Genomic DNA, 19,858 nt, shown 5'->3' with positions numbered 1-19,858 from the left:
GCACCCAGCGACAGTTATCCCGGCACCGTCGGCGATCAGGCCGAGCGCGTTCCGGCCAAATCGGCGTACACGATCACGTTGTCGAGGTAGGACCGGGCGGTGCGGTCGAGGACACCGCCGCACGTGATGAGTCGCAGCTGGGCGTTCGGGGTGTCGGAGTAGACCTTCGCCGTGGGGAAGTTCTCCTTGGCTGCGTGTGTTACCTCGCGCACCCGGAACACGGCCGTGGACCCGTCGGACCGCCGGACGTCGACCTCGTCCCCGGCCTTCACCTGCGCGAGTCGGGAGAAGATCCCCGATGTCGCGCCGCCGTTGACGTGCCCGAGGATGATGGCAGGGCCGGGGTCCTGGAGACCGATCGGCGACCGTCCGGAGTTCAGGTACCGACGTGGACGAAGGGCGCCCAGAGGCTCGGTCGGTCGGGGTGAAGGGCACGCTGACGACGGACGGCGTGGTGCATGGCGAGATGGGGAGGGTCGCCTCGCGCGCCGAGTACGTCCCGGTGGATCGATCGGCTGACGGCCGCGGCGACGTCGTCGCGAACGGGCCACAACGTACCGACCACCGAGTCCCAGCCGCCGTACTGCAGTGCGCTCGCCACGGCGATCGCCTCGTCCGCGTTGACCGTCCCGCCCGTGGCGCTCTGGCAGGCCGAGAGCACTGCGAGCCGTCCGCACCCCGAGGGTAGATCAGCCAACCGTGCCACCGTGAGGACACCGTCGTGAAGGACCAGGCCGCCTTCCGACGGGGACTCGCCGTCCTGCACTCCATGGCCGCTGAAGTGGACGACGTCGTGGTGACTCCAGGCGGCCGCGACGGTCGCCAGGTCGGCGCCCTCGTCCTCGATCACAGTCACCGCGTCGACCCCGAGGACTGCCTGCAAGCTCGCGCGCTCGTCCGCGACTCCCGCCAGGTCGGGATGCCCTGGTGTCCGGTGCATGCCCACGAAGAGCGCCTCCTGCCGTGACGGAGGCGTCCGATCAGTGCGGGACAACGAGCGGACGGTCGCGGTGTAGGAGGACACGATCCTTGTCGACACGGAACCGTCGACGTCTCCTGCGGCGTGCAGCGGCAGCAAGGTCAGGGGTCCGGTCGGGCACCACCAGACGCGGTCCGTCCCCGGACCGAGACGGTCGAGAACCGGTCGGGCGGCGGCCCGCCACAGCCACGCGTGAGTGGCCCTCAGCGCCGCCTCGTCGGGCTCGCCCTCGCGGTAGAGGGCGGCGGTGTAGCCGTTCGTGCGCGCCACGGTCTCGCTGAACACCAACTCCGGTAGGTCGACAACGTCGATCGCGTCCGACCGGATCAGGAGAGCACGCCCGCCGCTTTCCGTGGTCGTGAGCACCGCGACCGGTCCGCGCCATGCGTGCGCGCGGAGCTCGCCCTCGGACGGTGGGGACGTCACGGTCGAGAAGCCCGCTTCGCGTGTCTGCGCGACGACCTCGTCGAGCCGTCTGCCGGCCACCATGCGCGCCTCGGCCGTGGCGGAGTCGGTCTCGGAGGTGGTCCCGCCCGAGAGTGCGGCGAGTTCGGTGCGGCGTTCCTCGAGTTCGACGGCGAGGTCCGGCCGGAGGCGTCGAACGTCCTCCACGTCGCTCTGGATGTCGAGCTGGGCGTTCCACAACACGGCTCGCCCCTGCTCGACGAGCTCGAGTGCGCGCTCGGGTCGGTTGGCGCGCAATGCCGCCTCTGCGGCCTGGGCAGCGACCTGCGTCCAGCGCCCCAGACGTCGCTCCGCATCGTCCCGTGCGGTACCGGGGCCGGCCAGGCGGGTGAGGCGGTCGATCGCCGACTCGGCAGCCTCGAGAGCGAGGCCCGGGTCGAGACCGGCGGAGAGCGCGGTGTCGAGCCCGGACACCGCACAGAGCAGCTGGCCCTCCAGCTCGAAAGCTGGGTCCGTGACGAGGAGTTGCCAGAGCTCGCAGGCGTCCTCGGCGGCCTCGCGGTCGCCGTCCGTCGCGAAGCGGGACCGCAGGCACGAGGCCCATGTCGACCGCGGGCCGGCGAGCCAGGCCGCGTCGATGCCCTCGACCGCCACGGCGGCCTTAGCCTGATGCAGCGCCTCCTCGAGGTCGGAGGGGTCGCCGTCGAGGATGAAGCGGTGCCGCAGACCGTCGGCGAGGGTGGTACGGGCCACCGCCACGACATCCGGTTCGGGGTCGCCGGCGACCAGGCCGGTGCACACGGCGATCGACTCGTCGAGCCGGTCACGTGCTCGTCGAGGGACCAGCGCCGCGACCTGGGCGTCGACGGGGCGTCCGTGGTCCAGGTCCGGGTGGTCGGGGAGCAGGCGGCCGTAGGCGTCGATCAACGCCGACGCGAGCAGCACGGCCGGCTCGTCCGGGTCCCGCTCCGCGTGCGGAGCGAGCCGGACGGCCGCGCGGTGGTGCTGCAGAGCCCGCTCGGTCAGAGTGTCGTCGTCGATCTCGAAGGAGAGCGCCTGGAGAGCCCTGCCCGTCACGCGGTGACGCAGGTAGGACTCCTCGGCCGGCAGGTCGAGGAGGGCGAGCCGCTCGCAGAGCGAGACCGCTTCGCGCAGATGCGGAAGGCTTCCGGAGTCGACCCCGCGATCGACCAGAGCTGACGCCAGGAGGATCACTGCTCGCGGGTACTCGTCGTGGTCGGCCGGCGTGCATTCCAACCCGAGGCGGTGATGCCGGATCGTCGCCTCGAGGTCGGCAGAGGAATCGGCGAGCTCGGCGCGCTCCTGGTGGCTCTCGCCGAGGACGCCATGGATGGTCCGGCGCCTCTCGTGGTCGTCCTCCGGGCACGCTGTGAGGAGCTGGTGGTTGACCACGATGAGTTCGTCGAGGTCCTCGCGGGAGCGTGTCGCCCGGTATCGCTCGAGCAGCGCCTCGGCGAGATGCGTGAGCGCGTCGACCCGGTGATCGCCGTGGGGAGTGCTGCGCCGGACGGCTTCCCGTGCCGCCCGAATGTCCTCGTCGCGGGCGGCGGGATCGCCGAGCTCGGCGAGGTCGGAGAAGGTCACGGCCGCACAAAGTGCAGCGAAGCCACCCTCGTCCCGGTCGTCGAAACGACAGGCGAGGAGCCGTCGGGCGACGACCGCGCAGGCGCGGAGCGCGCCTTCCTCACCGCTTCGATGCGCCTCCAGATAGGCCGCCTGCCACTCGAACAGGATGGACCCGAGTTGCGCCTCGTGGGCGGAGCTCATGGGCACCGGGCCGGATTCGCGGGCGCCGACGGCGGGACGGTAACGGTCGGATCCAGGAGGATCGTGAGGGTTCCCGGCCGTTGCAGCGCTGCCAGGCGTTCGGGAGGCGCGGCAACCACCACGGCGGCCGGGGCTGTGCCGAGCACGTCCAGGACCAGGAGATCCGGCACGAGAACAGCGGGCGCCGGACCCGACGGCGAAGCGGGAGGGACCAGCACCACCGACACCATCGTGCCCCTCGCGATCGCGCGCTGCGCCGTGGTGGTGGAGGTCGAGAGCGTCGTGACGAGGCGGCCACCCAACGGGCCCACGGCCGGCCCGAGCCGGTCGCGGCGGATCGGGTCCCCGCGGCGAAGGGTCTCGAGCGGGTAGCGGCCGACGACGTCTCCCGGCCTGGGTGGGCCGCCACCGTCGAGAACGTCGGTGCAGGTCAACGAGCGGTAAGCGGGAAGGTCCGTGGACGCACGCAGTTCGTTGCCGTGGTCGGGGATCACCGTGACCAGCTTCCCTCGCACGGCCGTCATTCCCACCAGCAGCGCGGTGACGACGAGGGCGAGCGCCAGCAGGGCGATCCGGACGCGCGGACCGCGTTCCGACGTCCCTTCCCGGGGCGGCCCCGAGGACTCTGCGTCGGCCTCGACCGTCGGGATGCCGTCACCGAGCCCTACGGACGTCTCGGGTGCGGACGGCTCCGTGGTCACCCCGGCGGGCAGCGGGTAGCGCATTGCGATGCTGCCGCCCGAGTCGGGCAGACCGAGCTCCCAGAGCTTCTTGAGCTGCGTCCACTGCGCGAACTCGGCCTCGAAGCTCGTCGGGAGGCGCAATCCCATCGCGGAGAGCAGCGCCCACCGGTGCACGTCGTAGGCGCTGCGGATCAGCGCCGCGTAGGGGAGCGCGGCGCGCGCAGCACCCTGGTAGGCCGCAACGGCAACCATTCCTCCGGCGGTGACGCAGAGGAGAGTGCCCCACCACGGCAGGAGCATGACGGCGACGAGCCCGCCCAGCGTCGCGAATGTCCCGCCGAGCACACAGAGGGTCGACATCGTGTGCAGCGACCCCGCGGCGGCACCGAAGGCCGCCAGGAAGGGTTCGGGCAGGGTGGGGTAGAGCCGTGGCCAGGCCGCCACCGTGTCGATGCCGTACCGGGCGCCGTGTTCCTCGGCGGCCGCGATCGTGTTCCCGATGCGGGTCGCGCGGACCTCGCCGCGTGGATAGCGGCGGCGACGCTCGACCGGGGGCAGCGCCGCGCGAAGGGTCTCGTGTCGACGACGGAGACGGACAGCGAGCGGCTCGAGTCGCCGGGGCAGATACCCCTCGAGCATGCGGGTGAAGGAGATCCGACGGGCGTCCAGGACGGCCGCGACGATCACGCTGGACACCAGGAATCCGGCCACGACGAGCACCTGGCCTGCGCCGCCCAGGGCGCTCCAGGTCGACAGGCTGTCCACCGCCCCGAGGGCACCGATGACGATCGCGAGCAGGCCGAGCAGGAACCCCACGACGGGCAGCCACGCCGCGCTCAGCCGTCTCGGGTCGAGGAGCGCCCCGGCGGCCTCGATCAGTCCGTTCATCCTCGGACGGGGACGAGCGGGTGAGGTCCGTCCGCGGTGTTCCCGCACGTTCCGTAGGGCGGGAAGCCGTCGGCCCGCCGGTTCGTCGTGCCACACGTCCGGCACCGGAGCAGGACACCCTCGCCGTCGTCCGCCTCGGGGAGGCCGGGCAGCTCCGGGTCGACGTGATGGACGTCCAGCGTGCCCCGCAACGCGCGCTCGTCGTCCCCGACGAGCACTGCGCGTACGGCGTCCACGAACACCATGCCGACGATGTGGGCCCCGTCGCGCACGAGGAGCGGGGTGCCGGACTCCAGAGTGTTCACCGCCTGTTCGTCCTGCTCCCACCATTCCCGCACCAGCACGTCGGCGTCCACGGTGACGCCGGAGGCCGGGAGATCAGCGACCTCCGAGCGATGGCGCATCAGAGCGCGGAACGTCATCTCAGCCATCCAGGCTCCTCAGCGCACCGTCACCGACCATCACGAAGCCCGCCCAGAACCACGGGTGGGCGAAGGGAGCCTGCCGGTCGATGCCGTGACCCGCCAGACCCGCTGCGCGCCGACCTCGTCGCGCCCGTTCCGCAAGGGGGCCCTCCGCCTCGTCGGCGACGCGGTCGTAGAGCAGTGCGGCCCCGTCCCGGTCCCCGGCGCCGAGCCGCATCGCGGCCTCCTCCAGCATCACCGCATGCGTCTCCGGGGACGAGGCGGGCCAGCCATCCCGGACTGCGATGACACGATCCGTCGCTTCGTCCACGCTGCACCTCCGGAGTGCAGACTGGGCCCGATGCAGGCCGCCCGCGTCCAGGTCGCCGCGGAGGAAGGTGTCGAAGAGCAGCCACGTCGCGAGCTCGGGGACCGACCAGAGCGCGACCACGGCCGCCCGGGCTCCTGCGGCGAGCAGGGCCCGCGACATCCCGAGGAGCTCGTCGCCGGGCCGGGCGACGCCCGGTCCCGAGCTGCAGGCGACCAGGCATACGACCGTCCCCCGGAGCCCCAGCGGGAGGACGTCGCGGACACGAAGCAGGCCGTCGTCGAGCAGGACACCCCCGGCGAAGGGACGTTCCGGGTCGGAACGGCCGTGTGCGGCGACGTAGAGCAGCTGCGGAGGGATGGCCGTCAATCGGCCCACGACGGTCGCGCGCGTCGCGGGTGACAGTACGTCGCACCCGGGCCAGCGAGACGTCACGGACCGCCGGTGCGCAGCGGCCAGGAGGACCGGGGCCGCTCGCGACGCGGGGCAGACGAGGACCGGCGGGGCGCCGGCCGGGGGAACAGTCGTCACCTGCAGTGCGGTCCGGCTCGGGAGGGTCGTGATGGTGAGCGCGTCCAGGTCGGGCCGACCGAGGAGACCGAGCGGCAGCCGGTGCAGGCAGTCGTGCGGCACGAGCCACACCTTCTCGTCCGACCGGAGCACCCGACGGAGGACAACGGCGAGGGTGGCCAGGGGCCCTCCCTGCGGCAGTTCGGCGCGGTCCTGGTCGGCGTCCAGTGCGGTGAGCGCGGCGTCGACGGCCCCACGGAGGGCCGCACGGTCCATCTCGACCAGCTCCAGGCGCGGTTCCTCGCCCGCTCTCGCCACCCCGAGGTAGAGCGCGGTGGGGCCGAGGTAGAGCTCGACGAGCGCTGCCCCGTTTCGCAGCGCGGGCAGCTGGAGGGCCTGGTCGAGCGTCAGCGGCGCCTGCGGGGGCGCCGGCCCGTCCTGCGGACGCCGTCCCAGTCGACGGCGCAGTTCGGGCGCTCGCGCGCGCTCGATCCGTTCGAGCGCCGTCCGGGCGTCCCCTCGGAGGACCGCCAGGCGGATCAGCCGCTCGTGGAGGTCGTCGTGGTCGTCGTCGAAGTAGGCGAGGGCGTCGGCCTCGTCGTCCAGCCCGGCGCGCAGCTCGTCGCTGAGCCTCAGGGCGTCCTCGTACTCCGCCTCGGCTGCGTCGAGCCGGTTCGCACCGGCGAGCAGGTCACCGCGAAGACGCGCCAGTTCGTGGTGCGACCGGACCTCCCCGACCGCCGCGGCGAGGTCGACGGCCGGCTCCAGGCACGCGATCGCCGTCTCGACATCGCCCATGTCACGCTCGAGCTCCGCCAACTCGCCGGCGCACTTCGCGGCCTCCCGCGCGTCCCGCGCCTCCAGGAGGACGGGCAGGGCCTCCTTGTACAGTCGTCGCGCCTCCTGGTCGCTCCCGGCTGCGCGCTCGACCACCGCGAGGGCACCGAGATCGACCGCGGCTGCCTCGATGAGGCCGAGCTCCTGGTTGAGGGCGAGGGCTTCGGCCAGGCGTCCGCGTGCCTCGTCGAGCTCGTCGGCCGCGAGGTGGAGCAGGCCGAGGTTGTGGAGCGGGACCGCGCTGAGGTGTTCGGCGCCGCTCGTCCGGAAGGCGTCCGATGCCTCCTCGTAGGCGGCCCGCGCGCGACCTGGTCGATGGAGGAGTTCGTGGACGAGCCCGAGGGCGATGAGGGCGTGTCCGCGGAGGTCGTGGAGGTCGCGGTCGGTGCAGGCGAGGTGGACCTCGTCGAGCGCAGCGCGCGCTTCGTGCAGGAACCCACGATCCTTCCGGACGACGGCGTGGTCGAGCCGGGCGCGCAGGTGCGTCTCGACGGCCTCGCCACCGGTCAAACCGCGGGTCAGGTCGATGGCGCGTGCATGGCGGTCCTCGGCCTCCCCGAGGTCGTCCGCGTCGCGGGCGATCAGCCCGGAGGTGTTCCACACCCGCGCCAGGAGGAGCTGGTCGCCCTCGAGTTCGGCCGCCGCCAGGGCTTCGACGAGCGCCGCCGTAGCGGACGCCGCGTCACCCTCGCGGTGGAGCTCCAGCCCGAGGTTGTGCCACACCTGCGCGGCAACGTCGAAGCGTCGGCAGACCGCGGCTCGCCGGGCTGCAGCGCGCAGGTGACGTCGTCGCCGATCGGGGAGCCCTGCCGCAGCCGCCCGGTCGGCACGCCGCAGGCGGTCCTCCCACGTCATTGGACCAGTCTCGCGTGGACGGCACGTGCGCAGAGCTCATTCATCATCTGACGTCCACTAGCGGTGAAGGCTGATTGCAATGCGTGCCTTCAACAGCTCGCTCCACTCACGCGCAGAGGGACCTCGACGACGGAGTACGAGGGCTGCGCCGCGACATACACCGAACCTGCTCGAGAGTTGCACACGTCCGCCGGGATCGTGACGGTGACGGAGAACGTCCCGGTCGAGGAGAGGTCGGCGTATCCCAGGTCGACCTGGCCAGAATTGACGAACCATGTGAAAGTGAGCTGTTGAGAAGGTGGGAAACCACGTCCGGTGAAGGAGACCTGCTCGCCGGGCCGCACGATTGCCCGCGAGGCACTCGCGGAGGGGCCGCGCGAAGCTCCGGGCGCCACGACCGAACTCGGCGGGCCGGGAGCACTCGTCCCGGGCGCAGGATTCTGTGGCGCGGTCACGGTGGTGGTTCCCGCACTGCCCGTCGTGGAGGGTGAGCTCGACAAGAGCGTCACACCCGCCGTGATCACTGCCGCGAAGATCGTGGCGCCGGCGCCGATCACGGCGACGACGATGGCGACGACGGAGCCCGACCGTCGGCTACCGGACTCCTCGGTGCGCACGGCATCGCCTCCTGACGTCGACCCTCGCCTCAAGGGGTACTGACGACGGAGCGTGGCCGGAAGCCGCCGAACGGGTTGACGCGCGAGGATCGCGACCATCTACCGTGGCGAACGGGACCGCCTTCGGTGCTTCCAGCTCGAAGGCCTACCGCCCGACGGTCCGGGGAAAGAGCACCGTCCCGCGATGAGTGAAGGGCTCCCGGGCATCGAGGGCCGTCTATACAGACAGGAACGACCTTGCGTCGTCGTTCGTCGTCTCTTCGCCACCGAAGAGCCGGGCGGTCCAGGCGGAGCTGCAGCGCCCCGCTCACGCGTCAGCCGCCAGGGAAGAAGTCGCCGAAGTTTCCGCCTCGATTGCCGTCGTTGTTGTTGTTGTCGCTGTTGCCGTTGTCGCCATTGTTGCCGCTCCCGCCCAAAGGGGTCGTACTGGACGCGAGCGGTTTCGCGGCGGGCAGCGGGCCCGGCGCGGGATCGCTCTGGCCCGACGGCGGCGCCGCGGGTGCGACACCAGCCGGCGTCTGGGTCGGCTTCCGGACGATCCGCCCGCGAGCGTCAGCGGTCGCGGCGGCCTGCTCGACCGGAGCCGCGACCGGCGGCGGAGCCGGCATCGACGACGGTGATGCCCCGGAGGGTTCCGCCGCAGGTCGTGGAGCGACCGAGGCCTTCATCGGCCACAAGAGCGCGGTGAGAATCGCTGCGGCGGCGACCCCGGCGCCGAGCAATGCCCACTGGACGCCACGGGTCATGGAGTACCTCCATCAAGACTGCGGCTGGGCAGGACGGCGCCGCCGGCCTGGACGACCTCGGCGCGCAGGGACAGTGACAGGTCGATCATCCTGATCACGCCGCTTCGCGAGATCGTGGCCCGGATGTTCGCCCTGACCGCGATACACATCGACTGCGTACGGCGCGGAAGACGCTCCGTCTGGCTGCGGTGTGGCGTTACCTCCCGCTGGGTGCAAGCAATGCGTCACTGCTTGCACCCAGCGACAGTAATTCCGGCACCGTCGGCGATCAGGCCGAGCGCATTTCGGCCAGGTCGGCGTAGACGATCACGTTGTCGAGGTAGGACCGGGCGGTCCGGTCCAGGACACCGCCGCACGTGATGAGCCGCAGTTGCGAGTTCGGGGTGTCGGAGTAGACCTTCGACGTCGGAAAGTTCTCCTTGGACGCGCGCGTCACCTCACGCACTCGGAAGACGGCCGTCGATCCGTCGGACCGTCGGACGTCGACCTCGTCCCCGGCCTTCACCTGCGCGAGGCGCGAGAAGATCCCTGCCTTCCCGCCGCCGTTGACGTGACCGAGGATGACGGCGGGGCCGGGGTCGCCGGGAGCAGGCCCGTTGACGTAGAGCCCGGCCTGCATCGGGTTGCTCACGGGCGGCGTGGCGACCGTCCGGTCCTCGTTCAACCCGAGGGGGATGAGCGACGATTCCGCACCGATCGAGGGGATGCTGACGGACAGCCCGTCGTCAACCGCCTTGGCCGCGGTTCCCGCTCCCGTGCTGCTGCATCCGGCACTGATCAGAACGAGCAGAGCGAGCAGCGGGAGGAAGAGCGCCCTCCTCACAGGGCAGACCCGGTGTCGGCAGACCCCTCCGGAACGACCGTGACCTGGTCGCCCTCGCAGGCGGCCTCGGAACCGTCGTCGTGGGTGTGGACGACCGTCTTGTCCTCGTCGACGTCCGGGTCCTTCGACGGGTCGCCGAAGAACTCCTCGCACGCGTAACCGTCGTTGTCGGCGTCGAGGCGGTACGGGTCGCTTCGATCCTGATTGAGCACGGCCTGCGCGGCAGGGCGGGATACGAAGTCCTGACAGTTCAGGTCAGGGCGACCGGGATTCTTACTGGTCGTTCCTCCGGGCGGCTGCGAGGTGGTGCCGGACGCAGGCTTCGACGTGGTTGTCGTCGTGGTCGGGGGCGGGCATTTTCCTGCGGCGGCACTGACGGCCTGGTTGAGGTTCATCTGGGCGCCCCGACGTGTCGAGTCGGCCGACGCCTCCTTCGTCATCGCCTGATTGTGAAGCGCGCGCGCCGTAGCGAGCGCCGTTTGTAGGTCCGCGTCGTTCGGGGCTGCGTTCGCGTCAGCCTCCGCCTTCACGACGGCGGAGGAGGCGTTCGTGAGATTCGTCTTGGCTTCGTCGTAGGCCTCGTCGGCCTTGGTCTTGGCATCCTTCGCCGCGGCGAGCGCAGCGCACACCGGATCCGTGGCGCCTTGGGCCGCGGCGGCGCCACCTCCGACGAGCAGGCCACCGACGACCACTGCCGAACACACGGCAGCGGCAACGCGAAGTCGAACTGTTCCTGGCAATGTTCCCCCCGGATCGTGCTGATCTGTGGACAGTCCCTCGTCCTGCGATGTCTTTCTGTTACATGTCCTTGACCGCAGCGCGACCCAGGCCTCAGAGCAGTCCCGCTCAGCCGATTGGCTGTGTGTCGGCATTCCCTCCGCCTCCGGTCCACCCGCCACCAGTTCCGCCCCCGCCTCCTCCGCTGGGCAAGGCGGGCACGCCGGAACCTCCCGGCCCTCCAGCGGCGGCGCTCCCCCCTGCGCCGGGTGCCGCCGGTTGGCTGGTCGCCGGCGGCACCGCAACGGCCGCGTTCGCCGGACCCGCAGGCGCTGGTGCCAGCACACCGGCGCCGGCCGTTGCCGGTGCCACCCCCGGCGCGATCGGCGGAGTTACCGCCTTGTTCCTGATCACTCGCCCGCGGGCGTCGGTGGTGGCGACCTCCTCGACCGGTGCCGCCACGACGGGCGCCTCCCCGGCGGCTGGTGCGGGCACGGACGCTGGGCTCGAGGTTGTCGCATTCGCAGTGGGGAGCGGCGTCACCGACGCCTCCATCGGCCAGAACAGGGCCGCGAGGATCGCCAGGACAGCGACCCCGGCGCCGATCCAGGCGAGCAGAACGCCACGGGTCACGGAGTACCTCCAGTGGTGGAACGACTTGGCAGGACGGCCCCGACGACCGGGAGCACCTCGACGTGCACAGGCCCGTCGGCCATGACCATTGCGGTGACGCCATGGGCGACCCGCCCGCTTGCCACGACCGGCAGCTCCTGACGGGTGCGACCCTCGATCGCGACCGCGGCGACCGGCGCCGACGCGTCGAGCGTGTAGCGCGCCCAGGCGGTGCCGCAGGCGCTCGACGTGCGGACCTCGAGCATCCCGATCGGCACCTCGAACCGACCGCGCTGCATCGTGACCACGCGGCTTGTCGCCGTCTGCGCATCGTCGGCGCAGCGAGTGGTCGAGGGATCAGCGCCTACCAGCGAGACCGGGGCCGCCGGAAGCGGCGCCACCGCGGAGCTGTTCGACGCGAGCGTCACGGCCCCGATGACCCCCGCGAGGCCGAGGGCCGCCACCCCGCCCAGCCACACCCGACGTCGGGAAGGAGCGGGGACCGCCGCGGTGAACGGCGCGGTGACCGTCGAGGGCAGCGCCGTCGTCGCGAAGGACTCCGGGGCGGAGCGGCGGGCCGGCTGCGTCAGCGTCATGAGACCAACGCTAGGGAGATCGACCCGCAGGTCCCATCCCCGAGCTCAGGGGTGGTCCTCACGCGTCCCACCACTGTGCCTCCTGGGCGCGTAACCAGGTCTCGTCGTCGAGAAGGCGCAGGTGGGAGCGGGTGATCGCGCCACAGGCGAGCAGCAGGTCGACCATCACCGACGGCGTCAGCCGCGCCCCGCGCTCGGCGAGACCGCCGCGGACGAGCTTGACCCGCAGAGCCTTGAGGTGCTCGTGGATGCGGCCGGTCAGACGCTTGCGGGTGGCCTCGTCGCGCTCCAGCGCGGTCACGAGGTGCCAGCTGTTGGTGGCCTCGAGTACCGCGCGGGTCAGCTGCGGGACCTCCGGGGGCGGGGCGAGGTCGGTCGCGTCGAGCAGCCGGTGCCGGCAGAGCATCAGCGCGGTGACGAACTCCTTGGTGTGCGTCCGCAGCCGCACCGGCTCGCGGGTCGCGGTGCCGGTCGGGTCCATCGTCACGACGGCGGGTGCGAGCGGCGCCGCAGCGGTGATCGTCACGACGAACGCCGAGGCACCCCAGGAGGGGCCGGTGACGGTGGCGCTGCCGCGAGTCAGGACGTAGCCGCCGGCGGGCCCGTCGTCGGAGGCCGGAGGAAGCCGGGACAGGGCGCCGTCCGCATCGACGACGAGGCCGTGGGTGCGGCTGAGGCAGCTCAGGACCGCGCCGCCGCCGGTCGGGACGACGGCGAGCGCCCGACGGGACAGGCGGGCCTCGGTCGGGAACGACAGCGCGCACGTCTCGTCCCGGCCCACGACGAGGCGGCCGGTCACCTCGAGGGTGCGGCCGTCGGCGGCGCGCAGGACGGGTGCGTTCACGGGCGGCGCGCTCATCGCCGGGCCGGGTCGAGCCGGCGGAGCAGCCACCAGGTGAGGGCCACGAAGAGTGCGGTCACGACGGCGAGCGCGCCCAGGTCCGCGAGCCAGGTGCCGGCGGTGTGGTCCCAGAGCGGGTCGGGCTGGTCGAAGGGTCGTGCGGCGGGCCCCGTCGGAATGCCGATCGTCGCCGCTCCGGCCGCGAAGCCCCAGCGGGCGGGGACGAGCCACGCGAGCTGGCCGAGCCCCGGCCGGTCACCGATCTGCATCAGCGCGCTGGACAGGATGAACTGCAGCATCGCCAGCAGCACGAGCAGCGGCATCCCGCGGTCGGCGTTGTCGATCAGCGCCGAGACGGCGAGCCCGACGGCCATGCTCGCCGTCGCCAGCAGCACCAACGCCACGACGATCTCGGCGGTGCCGCTTCCCAGGAGCACGGCCTCGTCCGGCGCCGGGCGGCCGATCGTGCCGAGGATGCCGAGCACGATCGCCTGGACGCCGACGATCGCCCCGAGGACCACCAGCTTGGACGTCAGGTACGCGCCGCGGGAGAGCCCGATGGCCCGTTCCCGACGGTAGAGCTCGCGTTCCTTCACGAGTTCCCGGATGGACGCGGCGGACCCCATGAGCGCTGCGCCCACGACGAGGACCAGCCACAACAGGTGCGGCGCGCCCGCCGCCCCGCGCAGCTGCTCGGCCATCGACAGCCCGGCCTCCCCGGGCAGGGCGTGGGCGAGCACGCTGAGCACGAGGGGGAGCGCGGCCATGAAGATCAGGTACTGCCGGTCGGCGGCGATGACGGCGAGGTAGCGGCGGGCGAGGACGGAGAACTGTCGTCCGACCGACTGCTGCCGGGCTGCGGGCCTCCCAGCCGAGATGTGTTCCGTGCGCTCGGCGGGTCGATCGCGACGACCGACGTACCGCGCGTGGGCGGGGGAGCGGCGGAACCGCTCGCCCCAGTCGCCGCGCTCCTGGAGCAGCAGGAACACGTCGGCGAAGTCGGTGCGGCCGAAGTAGGCCAGGGCCTCGTCGGGAGGTCCGAAGAAGGCGACCTCACCGCCGGGCGCGAGGAGCAGGAGCCGGTCGCAGAGGTCGAGGTTCGCGACGCTGTGCGTCACCACGACCACCGTGCGCCCGTCGTCGGCGAGTCCCCGCAGCGTGCGCATCACCGACTTGTCGAGCCCGGGGTCGAGGCCGCTCGTGGGCTCGTCGAGGAACAACAGCGAAGGCCGGGTGAGCAGCTCGAGGGCGACACTCGTGCGCTTGCGCTGTCCGCCCGAGAGCGTGTGGATCGGCTGGTCGGCCTGCCCGTCGAGGCCGAGCTCGTGCACGACCTCCTCGATACGCCGCTCGCGTTCCTCGCGGCCGACATCGTCGGGGAACCGCAGCTCGGCGGCGTAGCTGAGCGCGCGCTCGACCGTGAGCTGTGGGTGGAGGATGTCGTCCTGCGGGACGAGCCCGATGCGTTGACGCAGCTCGTCGTAGTCGGCGTAGAGATCGCGGCCGGCGTACTCGACGCGGCCCTCGTCGGCGGGTCGGAACCCGGTCAGGGCCTTGAGCAGCGTCGACTTCCCGGCGCCGGACGGCCCGACCACCGCGAGCAGGCTCTTCGACTCGAGCCCGAACGTGACGTCGGTGAGGAGCTGCTTGCCCTGCGGGGTGCGGACGCCGATGCCCTCCGCGCGGAACTCGACCGCACCCGTGTCGACGTATTCGACCAGCCGGTCGCCCTCGAGGTGGAGCAGGGCGTGCCCGATACCCACCACGTCGTCGGGTCCGAGTTCCTGACGGCGGGTGCGAGTCCCGTTGACGAAGGTGCCGTTGGAGCTGGTCAGGTCGTGGAGGACCCAGCGGGCGCCCTTGCGGCGCAGCTCGGCGTGGAAGCGGCTGGCGAGGAGGTCGTGCACGACGACGTCGTTGCGCTCGTCCCGACCGATCGTGAGCGCGGCGGGGGCGGTGCGGAGGTCGTGGACGGCCTCGAAGCGGCCCTGTCGCGATGATCGCTGGGCGGCCTCGGAGATGTAGGGGTTCCGGGGTCGTTGCTGCGCGAGGTGGAGGCGGGGTGCTCCGGGGCCGGTGCCGAGTGTGAGCGTGAGGGGGCGATTCGCGAGTTCGCGGACGATCCGGCGCTGTTCGACGAACGTGCCGTTGCGGCTGGTGTCCTCGACCAGCCAGCCGTGCGTGCCGTGGGTGATCCGGAGGTGGTGTCGGGAGACCTCGGGGCCGATCACCTGGAGGTCGCACGACTCGTCGCGCCCGATGGTGAAGGGCGTGCCGGGGTGCACGTGTGCACGTCGGTGGTCACTGTGGACCTCGAGTGGCGTCACCGACGCCGGGCGGGCGCGGTCGGCCGACTCGTCGAGCTGGGTCATCGACTTCCCTGTCGTGGAACCATGTCCATCGAACTCGTTCGTGGAGCTGCTTTGGGAACTAGGCCACCGCTGTGTTGTCGGGGTTCGCGGCCGCAGGTGTGCCGGACGCGGGAGGAGTGTTCGTCCCGCCGCTCGGTGTCCCGCCGCCGCTTGGTGTCCCGCCGCCGGTCGGTGCCCCACCGCCAGTGGCTGGCGCCTGGTCCTTTGGAACTTCCGCGGGTGAGGCAGCCGGCGCGCCGGGTGCCAATGGAGCTGCCGCGCGTCCCGACGCTCCCGCTCCCGCTGAACCGGCAGCTGGAAGAGCGGCCTGACCCGGTACAGCGCCTACTCCAGCTCTCGGCCGCTCCTTGGTGGCCGTCCCGCCGGCTCCTTGGTCGGCACGAGTCGTGCCGTCGACTGAACTGCCGGGGGGCGGAGGGAGATCGGGGTTAGTCGGGTCGGTGAGCGCAAGCAGCGGCGCGTCGATCTTAGAGTCGGCGCAGCTGGGGATCGATTGTCGGTCCGGGACGCGGACATAAAGCATGGAGACGAACAGGCCGTCCATCGTCTTGAGCCAGGTCGCGGTGTGGACTGCGCCCTTGGCCACCTCGTCGCCAGTCTGTCCGCACTGGACCGCCAGCCGTGAACCGCGGCCGGCGGTGTCCCGCGCACTGGCGGGGTCGAGACTGGGAGTTGCACGCAGATTCACACCTGCGAGACCGACGTCGTAGACGATGCCGGTCCAGGTCATCGGAGCGATCTTCGACGAGGCGATGGCCGTCGAGCCGCCGCCCGCCCACCACATGACCGTGCTGAAGAGCAGGAACACCTGCAGCACGGCGACGACACCGATCACCGACCAGCGGCCGGTCGGGGTCGCGACGACCTCGCGAAGCTGCCGGCCCCAGGCCTCCAGTCGCACCTTGACCGGCACCGCTCCGTCGTCGTGAAGGGGTGTCTGTTCGCCGGAGGGGTGCTGCGGCGTGGGACGGCCCTGCGGGGTGACCAGGGGCGAGCGCTGTGCGGGGCCGCTGGGCGGGCCGACGACGCGCGGGCCCATCGGGAACGGGCCGGAGCGGGGTGGGGGAAGGGGAGGACCGCCCTGCGTCGGGATGGCCGACTGCGGCGCGCGGGCGCGCAGGTCGGCGCCGCGCAGGTGCTCGGTGACGGGCTCGGGCGCCTCGTCGCTGGTCCTCGTCATGCACGTCCCCCTTCACCACGGCCTCACCCCCGGCCGTGTGACTGGTGATCGGGTCGCGCAGTGAAACAGTTACGTGTCGTTGTCGTACTCTTTTCGAGACTGATCGAATGTCTCGAATGAGTGATGGCTCGGCTACTCCGCGATGATGTCGAAGGTGACCTGGCGGTCGTTCACGCCGGTCACCGACGCGCGTAGCTGCTGGGTGCGGCCGCCGTTGGAGACGGTGCAGACGACCGAGGCGCCGACCTCGGCGGGCAGGGAGTCCGGGCAGGAGACCTGGTCCGCCGCGAGTCCGGACTGCGCCACGATCTGCGCCTCGACCGTCGACGCTGGGACCGCGGGGGTCCGCAGGAAGAGGATCGCGGCGACGATGGCGACGACGGTCAGGACGGCGCCGATCGCCAGGGCGGCCGTGCCGCGGGTCGTCTCACCACGGCGCCGGGCGAGGAGCCCGAGCACGGCCCCGACCGGCGGGACGACCACGGCCAGCACCAGGGTGACCAGGCCGGACTGCTTGCCAGATTCAGGCGTGGCTGAGTGATGTTGCTCGGGGACGGGCCGGGGAATCGGCCCGGTGACGTCGGCACCCGAGCCGGGCAATCCGTCGTCGGGAGTGGGCATCGGACGTGGGGGAGGGACCGGGCGCAGCGGGACCGGACGACGGGGCGGGGGAGCCGGCCGGGCCGGGGCGGTCTCGAACGTGCGGGCCTCGGTGAGCGACTCGGCGGCCTTCGCGTCCTGGCGGACGACCTCCGCGGCGGCGGCCGCGAGGGCACCCGTCGTCGGGAAGCGTCCCGAGGGGGCCTTCGCGAGGGCGGTGAGGACGACGTCGTCGAGACCGGCCGAGAGCGGGGCGAAGGAGGAGGGGCGCGGCGGGGCGTCGTTGAGGTGGCTGAGCATCACGGCCAGGCGTTCGCCGACGAACGGCGGACGTCCGGTGAGGGCCTCGAAGAGGACGCAACCCAGGGCGTAGACGTCGAGGCGCTGGTCGAACGGGTCGGCGCGCAGCTGCTCGGGAGCCATGTAGGCGGGCGTGCCGAGGGTCGAGCCGGTGGCGGTCAGACGGGGCTGCTCGGTGGCCTCGCGGACGTGGACGATGCCGAAGTCGGCGAGGTAGACGAAGTCGCGCTGGGCGAGCAGGACGTTCGAGGGCTTGACGTCGCGGTGGACGATGCCGGCCTGGTGCGCGGCGTCGAGGGCGTCGGCGACCTGCTCGACGACGTGGACCGCGCGCTCCGGTCGCAGCGCTCCCTCGGCGTGGATCAGGGCGCCGAGGTCGCGGCCGCGGACGAGGCGCATGTCGATGAACATGCGGCCGTCGATGACGCCGAAGTCGTGGATCGGGACGACGTGCGGGGAGTCCAGGCGCGCGGCGATGCGGGACTCGCGGCGGAAGCGTTCGCGGACGTCGGGGTCGTCCTGGTCGTCGGTGTGCAGGCGCTTGAGCGCGACGGTGCGCTCGCGGTGGGTGTCGAAGGCCTCGTGGACCTCGCCCATGCCGCCCTTACCGAGCCGGGTGCCCACCCGGTACGGCCCGAACAGATCCCCCGCCATCCACGCCCCATGCCGATCCACGCCCCCGCGCCGGGAGGGAGCATAGATCGGCCACCTGGGCCGGCGGCTCGCTGGAGCCGCCGGCCGAGCGTCGTCAGGAGCGGATGAAGCGCTCGCACGCCGAGATGACGTGGTTGCCGTAGGCGCGGACGAGTCCGTTGCGATCGCGGCTGCGAAGGACTCCGAGAGCGACGTTCCTGGCCGTGCCCGGGTAGCGCCAGGCGAGCGCGGTCGGGGTGCCGATGCCCCAGATGCACGTGTTCCAGTCCGAGAACCAGTTGGTGTGCACGATCTGCGGTGCGGCGGGAGCGGGTGCCGCGGTGGCCGTCCCGGCGCCGATGCCGAGACCGCCGAGGGCGATGGCGACGGTCAGCGTGGCGGCGGCGGTACGGGAGCGGGTCGAGGAGGCGGGCATGTCCGTTGTCCTGTCTCTCGTGAGAGAGCCGGTGGCCCTCTCGATGAACAGAACGCTAGGAAGATCGCCTGCTCGCTCCCATCCCCGAGCTCGGGGGTGGGCGCCGACGCGATCGACCCCTACATCAGGCCCGCGTGTGTCGGGCACGGACGGCAGCATGGCCTGCCCGGCCCGGTCATCGAGGGATGAACTCACCCGGACCGTCGGTCGGGGCTGGTAGAAGGACCGCCAGGCGAGTCGAGGAGGTCGGCGATGTGGACGTGGCGGGTGCTGAGCGCGGTCGCGCTGGTGGCGGTCGGCGTGATCCACCTCTACCTCGTCGCGACCAGCACCGGCGGGCTGCTGGGCATCCTGTTCACGCTGCAGGGGATCGCGGCTCTGGTACTCGCCGGGGCGATGGTGGCGCTGCGGGGTCGGTTGGCGCCGGTGGCGGCGGTGCTGAGCCTGGTGTTCATGGCCGGGTCGTGGCTGGCGCTGGTGCTGGCCCTGACGGTCGGGCTCTTCGGGCTCCGCTCGAGCCTGTCCTACGACCTCGCCCCGACTTCGCTGGTCGTGGAGACGCTCGGCACGGTGGTCCTCGCGGTGACGACGGCGAAGGTGCTGCGAGGCCGGAGAGTGTGACCCGTCAGCGTGCGGCCAGCCCGTCGGCCAGACGCGTCACCGCACCGACGACCGCCGGCCCGTGGCCGAGGACCGCGTCGTTGTGGTCGGCACCGGGCACGGCGACGAGGTCGCCCCGGGCGGCGTCGGCGACCGCCCGGCTCTGCGCGGGCGGGATGAGCCGGTCCTCCTCGCCGAGCACCACCGTCGTCGGGACGGCGGCGCGGGCGACGAGCTCGGCGACGGGGAAGCGGTCGGTCAGCAGCAGCCGCGCCGGTACGACGGGGTAGAGGCGCTCGGCGATGGAGGCCAGCTCCGTGAAGGGTGAGCGCAGCACCATCCTGCCGACCGGGACCTCGACGGCGAGGCGCGCCGCGACGGCCGCCCCGAGGCTCTCCCCGAACAGGACCAGACGCTGCGGCGGGACGGCCCGCGTGGAGACGAGGTGGTCGTAGGCGGCGCGGGCGTCGGCGGCGAGGCCCTCCTCGCTCGGCGATCCCGGGTTGCCGCCGTAGCCGCGGTAGTCGAGCAGGAGGACGTCCAACCCCTCGGCCCGCAGCGCGGCGGCGAGCGGTGCGCGCTGGGACCGGTCGCCGGCGTTGCCGTTGGCGACCAGCACCGTCACGTCCCGCCGCGGGCCCTCGGCCGGCACGAACCACGCACCGAGCGTCAGCCCGTCGGCGGTCCGGAGCGCGACGTCGCTCGCCCCGGGCAGCACGGTCGCGGCCGCGGGGACGGGGGAGGTGTCGGGCGCGTAGATCAGCCATCGCTGACCCAGCCACAACCCGGCCACGAGCAGCAGCACGACGACACCGAGCGTCGCGGCGACGACGAGCACGCGGCGGAGCACGGCCCGCACACCGGTCATGTCCGCAGTCTGGCGGGTCCAGTGCGGCAGCGTGCATTCCAAATGGCGCACGTCGCCGAACTCTCGCCACCCCACCGACGCGGGCACCTGCTCGCCGGCGAGTCCACCCCGCGAAGAACGACCACCGCGAGTGACAGTGTCAGCTGACATCCGTCATGCACCTGTTTGGCCCAACTTAATCGGAAACAGCACCACGCTCCGTCGCGATGCTCCCTTCGAAGGCACGCAGGGTGTCGTCGT

At 72.1% G+C, this 19,858-nt stretch carries 17 protein-coding genes; 1 reads left to right on the top strand and 16 read right to left on the bottom strand.

All coding sequences use genetic code 11. From position 1 onward, the window contains the following. Nucleotides 1-35: 35 nt before the first annotated feature. The 15 genes from LN037_RS11715 to LN037_RS11645 form a co-directional block, all read right to left on the bottom strand. Nucleotides 36-359 carry a sortase domain-containing protein gene (locus LN037_RS11715; RefSeq protein WP_308286140.1) on the bottom strand — a complete coding sequence of 108 codons (324 nt, stop codon included), beginning with the start codon at nt 357-359 and terminating at the stop codon, nt 36-38. 17 nt (nt 360-376) lie between these two features. Then, nucleotides 377-3,172 (bottom strand): CHAT domain-containing protein, encoded by a 2,796-nt coding sequence (locus LN037_RS11710; protein WP_230752519.1) that lies wholly within the window; start codon nt 3,170-3,172, stop codon nt 377-379. Then, complete coding sequence (locus tag LN037_RS11705; protein WP_230752517.1) at nt 3,169-4,743, bottom strand: hypothetical protein; 1,575 nt, start codon at nt 4,741-4,743, stop codon at nt 3,169-3,171. The genes LN037_RS11710 and LN037_RS11705 overlap by 4 nt, the downstream gene beginning before the upstream one ends. Then, on the bottom strand, nt 4,740-5,174 hold the full coding sequence (locus tag LN037_RS11700) for a hypothetical protein (RefSeq protein WP_230752515.1): 435 nt from the start codon (nt 5,172-5,174) through the stop codon (nt 4,740-4,742). The genes LN037_RS11705 and LN037_RS11700 overlap by 4 nt, the downstream gene beginning before the upstream one ends. Next, nucleotides 5,167-7,677, bottom strand: coding sequence for a CHAT domain-containing protein (locus LN037_RS11695; RefSeq protein ID WP_230752513.1), 2,511 nt, complete (start codon nt 7,675-7,677; stop codon nt 5,167-5,169). Before LN037_RS11695 ends, LN037_RS11700 begins: the two co-directional genes overlap by 8 nt. Before the next feature lie 89 nt (nt 7,678-7,766). Further along, nucleotides 7,767-8,294: a hypothetical protein gene (locus tag LN037_RS11690; RefSeq protein ID WP_230752511.1), complete on the bottom strand. Its 528-nt coding sequence runs from the start codon at nt 8,292-8,294 to the stop codon at nt 7,767-7,769. Nucleotides 8,295-8,608: 314 nt separating this feature from the next. Continuing rightward, nucleotides 8,609-9,040 (bottom strand): hypothetical protein, encoded by a 432-nt coding sequence (locus tag LN037_RS11685; RefSeq protein WP_230752509.1) that lies wholly within the window; start codon nt 9,038-9,040, stop codon nt 8,609-8,611. A gap of 268 nt (nt 9,041-9,308) precedes the next feature. Continuing rightward, a complete protein-coding gene (locus LN037_RS11680; protein ID WP_230752507.1) occupies nt 9,309-9,863 on the bottom strand; it encodes a class F sortase in 555 nt (184 codons plus the stop codon). Further along, nucleotides 9,860-10,555 (bottom strand): hypothetical protein, encoded by a 696-nt coding sequence (locus LN037_RS11675; protein WP_230752505.1) that lies wholly within the window; start codon nt 10,553-10,555, stop codon nt 9,860-9,862. The genes LN037_RS11680 and LN037_RS11675 overlap by 4 nt, the downstream gene beginning before the upstream one ends. Before the next feature lie 654 nt (nt 10,556-11,209). After that, entirely contained in the window at nt 11,210-11,788 is a 579-nt protein-coding gene (locus LN037_RS11670; RefSeq protein WP_230752502.1) for a DUF2690 domain-containing protein, read from the bottom strand. Nucleotides 11,789-11,846: 58 nt separating this feature from the next. Further along, on the bottom strand, nt 11,847-12,632 hold the full coding sequence (locus LN037_RS11665) for a hypothetical protein (RefSeq protein ID WP_230752500.1): 786 nt from the start codon (nt 12,630-12,632) through the stop codon (nt 11,847-11,849). An 11-nt stretch (nt 12,633-12,643) separates the two neighbouring features. After that, a complete protein-coding gene (locus tag LN037_RS11660) occupies nt 12,644-15,001 on the bottom strand; it encodes an ATP-binding cassette domain-containing protein (protein ID WP_230752498.1) in 2,358 nt (785 codons plus the stop codon). Between the two features lie 58 nt (nt 15,002-15,059). Then, nucleotides 15,060-16,181: a hypothetical protein gene (locus LN037_RS11655; RefSeq protein WP_230752496.1), complete on the bottom strand. Its 1,122-nt coding sequence runs from the start codon at nt 16,179-16,181 to the stop codon at nt 15,060-15,062. 132 nt (nt 16,182-16,313) lie between these two features. Beyond that, nucleotides 16,314-17,735, bottom strand: a complete 1,422-nt coding sequence (locus LN037_RS11650; protein WP_230752494.1) for a protein kinase domain-containing protein — start codon at nt 17,733-17,735, stop codon at nt 16,314-16,316. A 94-nt stretch (nt 17,736-17,829) separates the two neighbouring features. Next, nucleotides 17,830-18,150: a hypothetical protein gene (locus LN037_RS11645; RefSeq protein WP_230752491.1), complete on the bottom strand. Its 321-nt coding sequence runs from the start codon at nt 18,148-18,150 to the stop codon at nt 17,830-17,832. 252 nt (nt 18,151-18,402) lie between these two features. Here LN037_RS11645 and LN037_RS11640 point away from each other — a divergent pair, with 252 nt between their 5' ends. After that, the gene (locus LN037_RS11640) at nt 18,403-18,771 is read left to right on the top strand and encodes a hypothetical protein (protein WP_230752490.1); all 369 of its coding nucleotides are present in this window, start codon (nt 18,403-18,405) and stop codon (nt 18,769-18,771) included. Nucleotides 18,772-18,775: 4 nt separating this feature from the next. On the opposite strand, the gene LN037_RS11635 is transcribed toward LN037_RS11640, so the two are convergent. Beyond that, nucleotides 18,776-19,618 (bottom strand): alpha/beta hydrolase, encoded by an 843-nt coding sequence (locus LN037_RS11635; protein ID WP_230752488.1) that lies wholly within the window; start codon nt 19,616-19,618, stop codon nt 18,776-18,778. Nucleotides 19,619-19,858: the final 240 nt, after the last annotated feature.

The sequence above is a fragment of the Actinomycetospora soli genome (genome assembly GCF_021026295.1).
Taxonomy (GTDB): Bacteria; Actinomycetota; Actinomycetes; order Mycobacteriales; family Pseudonocardiaceae; genus Actinomycetospora; species Actinomycetospora soli.
Note: the sequence above shows the minus strand (reverse complement) of the source record. Positions and strands in the feature narration are given on the sequence as shown.

What these genes read in the sequence shown, in the direction of transcription:
- LN037_RS11655 (WP_230752496.1), bottom strand. Translation starts at nt 16,181, where the DNA reads ATGACGAGGACCAGCGACGAGGCGCCCGAGCCCGTCACCGAGCACCTG.
- LN037_RS11640 (WP_230752490.1), top strand. Translation starts at nt 18,403, where the DNA reads ATGTGGACGTGGCGGGTGCTGAGCGCGGTCGCGCTGGTGGCGGTCGGC.
- LN037_RS11670 (WP_230752502.1), bottom strand. Translation starts at nt 11,788, where the DNA reads ATGACGCTGACGCAGCCGGCCCGCCGCTCCGCCCCGGAGTCCTTCGCG.
- LN037_RS11710 (WP_230752519.1), bottom strand. Translation starts at nt 3,172, where the DNA reads ATGAGCTCCGCCCACGAGGCGCAACTCGGGTCCATCCTGTTCGAGTGG.
- LN037_RS11685 (WP_230752509.1), bottom strand. Translation starts at nt 9,040, where the DNA reads ATGACCCGTGGCGTCCAGTGGGCATTGCTCGGCGCCGGGGTCGCCGCC.
- LN037_RS11695 (WP_230752513.1), bottom strand. Translation starts at nt 7,677, where the DNA reads ATGACGTGGGAGGACCGCCTGCGGCGTGCCGACCGGGCGGCTGCGGCA.
- LN037_RS11660 (WP_230752498.1), bottom strand. Translation starts at nt 15,001, where the DNA reads ATGACCCAGCTCGACGAGTCGGCCGACCGCGCCCGCCCGGCGTCGGTG.
- LN037_RS11705 (WP_230752517.1), bottom strand. Translation starts at nt 4,743, where the DNA reads ATGAACGGACTGATCGAGGCCGCCGGGGCGCTCCTCGACCCGAGACGG.
- LN037_RS11635 (WP_230752488.1), bottom strand. Translation starts at nt 19,618, where the DNA reads ATGACCGGTGTGCGGGCCGTGCTCCGCCGCGTGCTCGTCGTCGCCGCG.
- LN037_RS11700 (WP_230752515.1), bottom strand. Translation starts at nt 5,174, where the DNA reads ATGGCTGAGATGACGTTCCGCGCTCTGATGCGCCATCGCTCGGAGGTC.
- LN037_RS11650 (WP_230752494.1), bottom strand. Translation starts at nt 17,735, where the DNA reads ATGGCGGGGGATCTGTTCGGGCCGTACCGGGTGGGCACCCGGCTCGGT.
- LN037_RS11645 (WP_230752491.1), bottom strand. Translation starts at nt 18,150, where the DNA reads ATGCCCGCCTCCTCGACCCGCTCCCGTACCGCCGCCGCCACGCTGACC.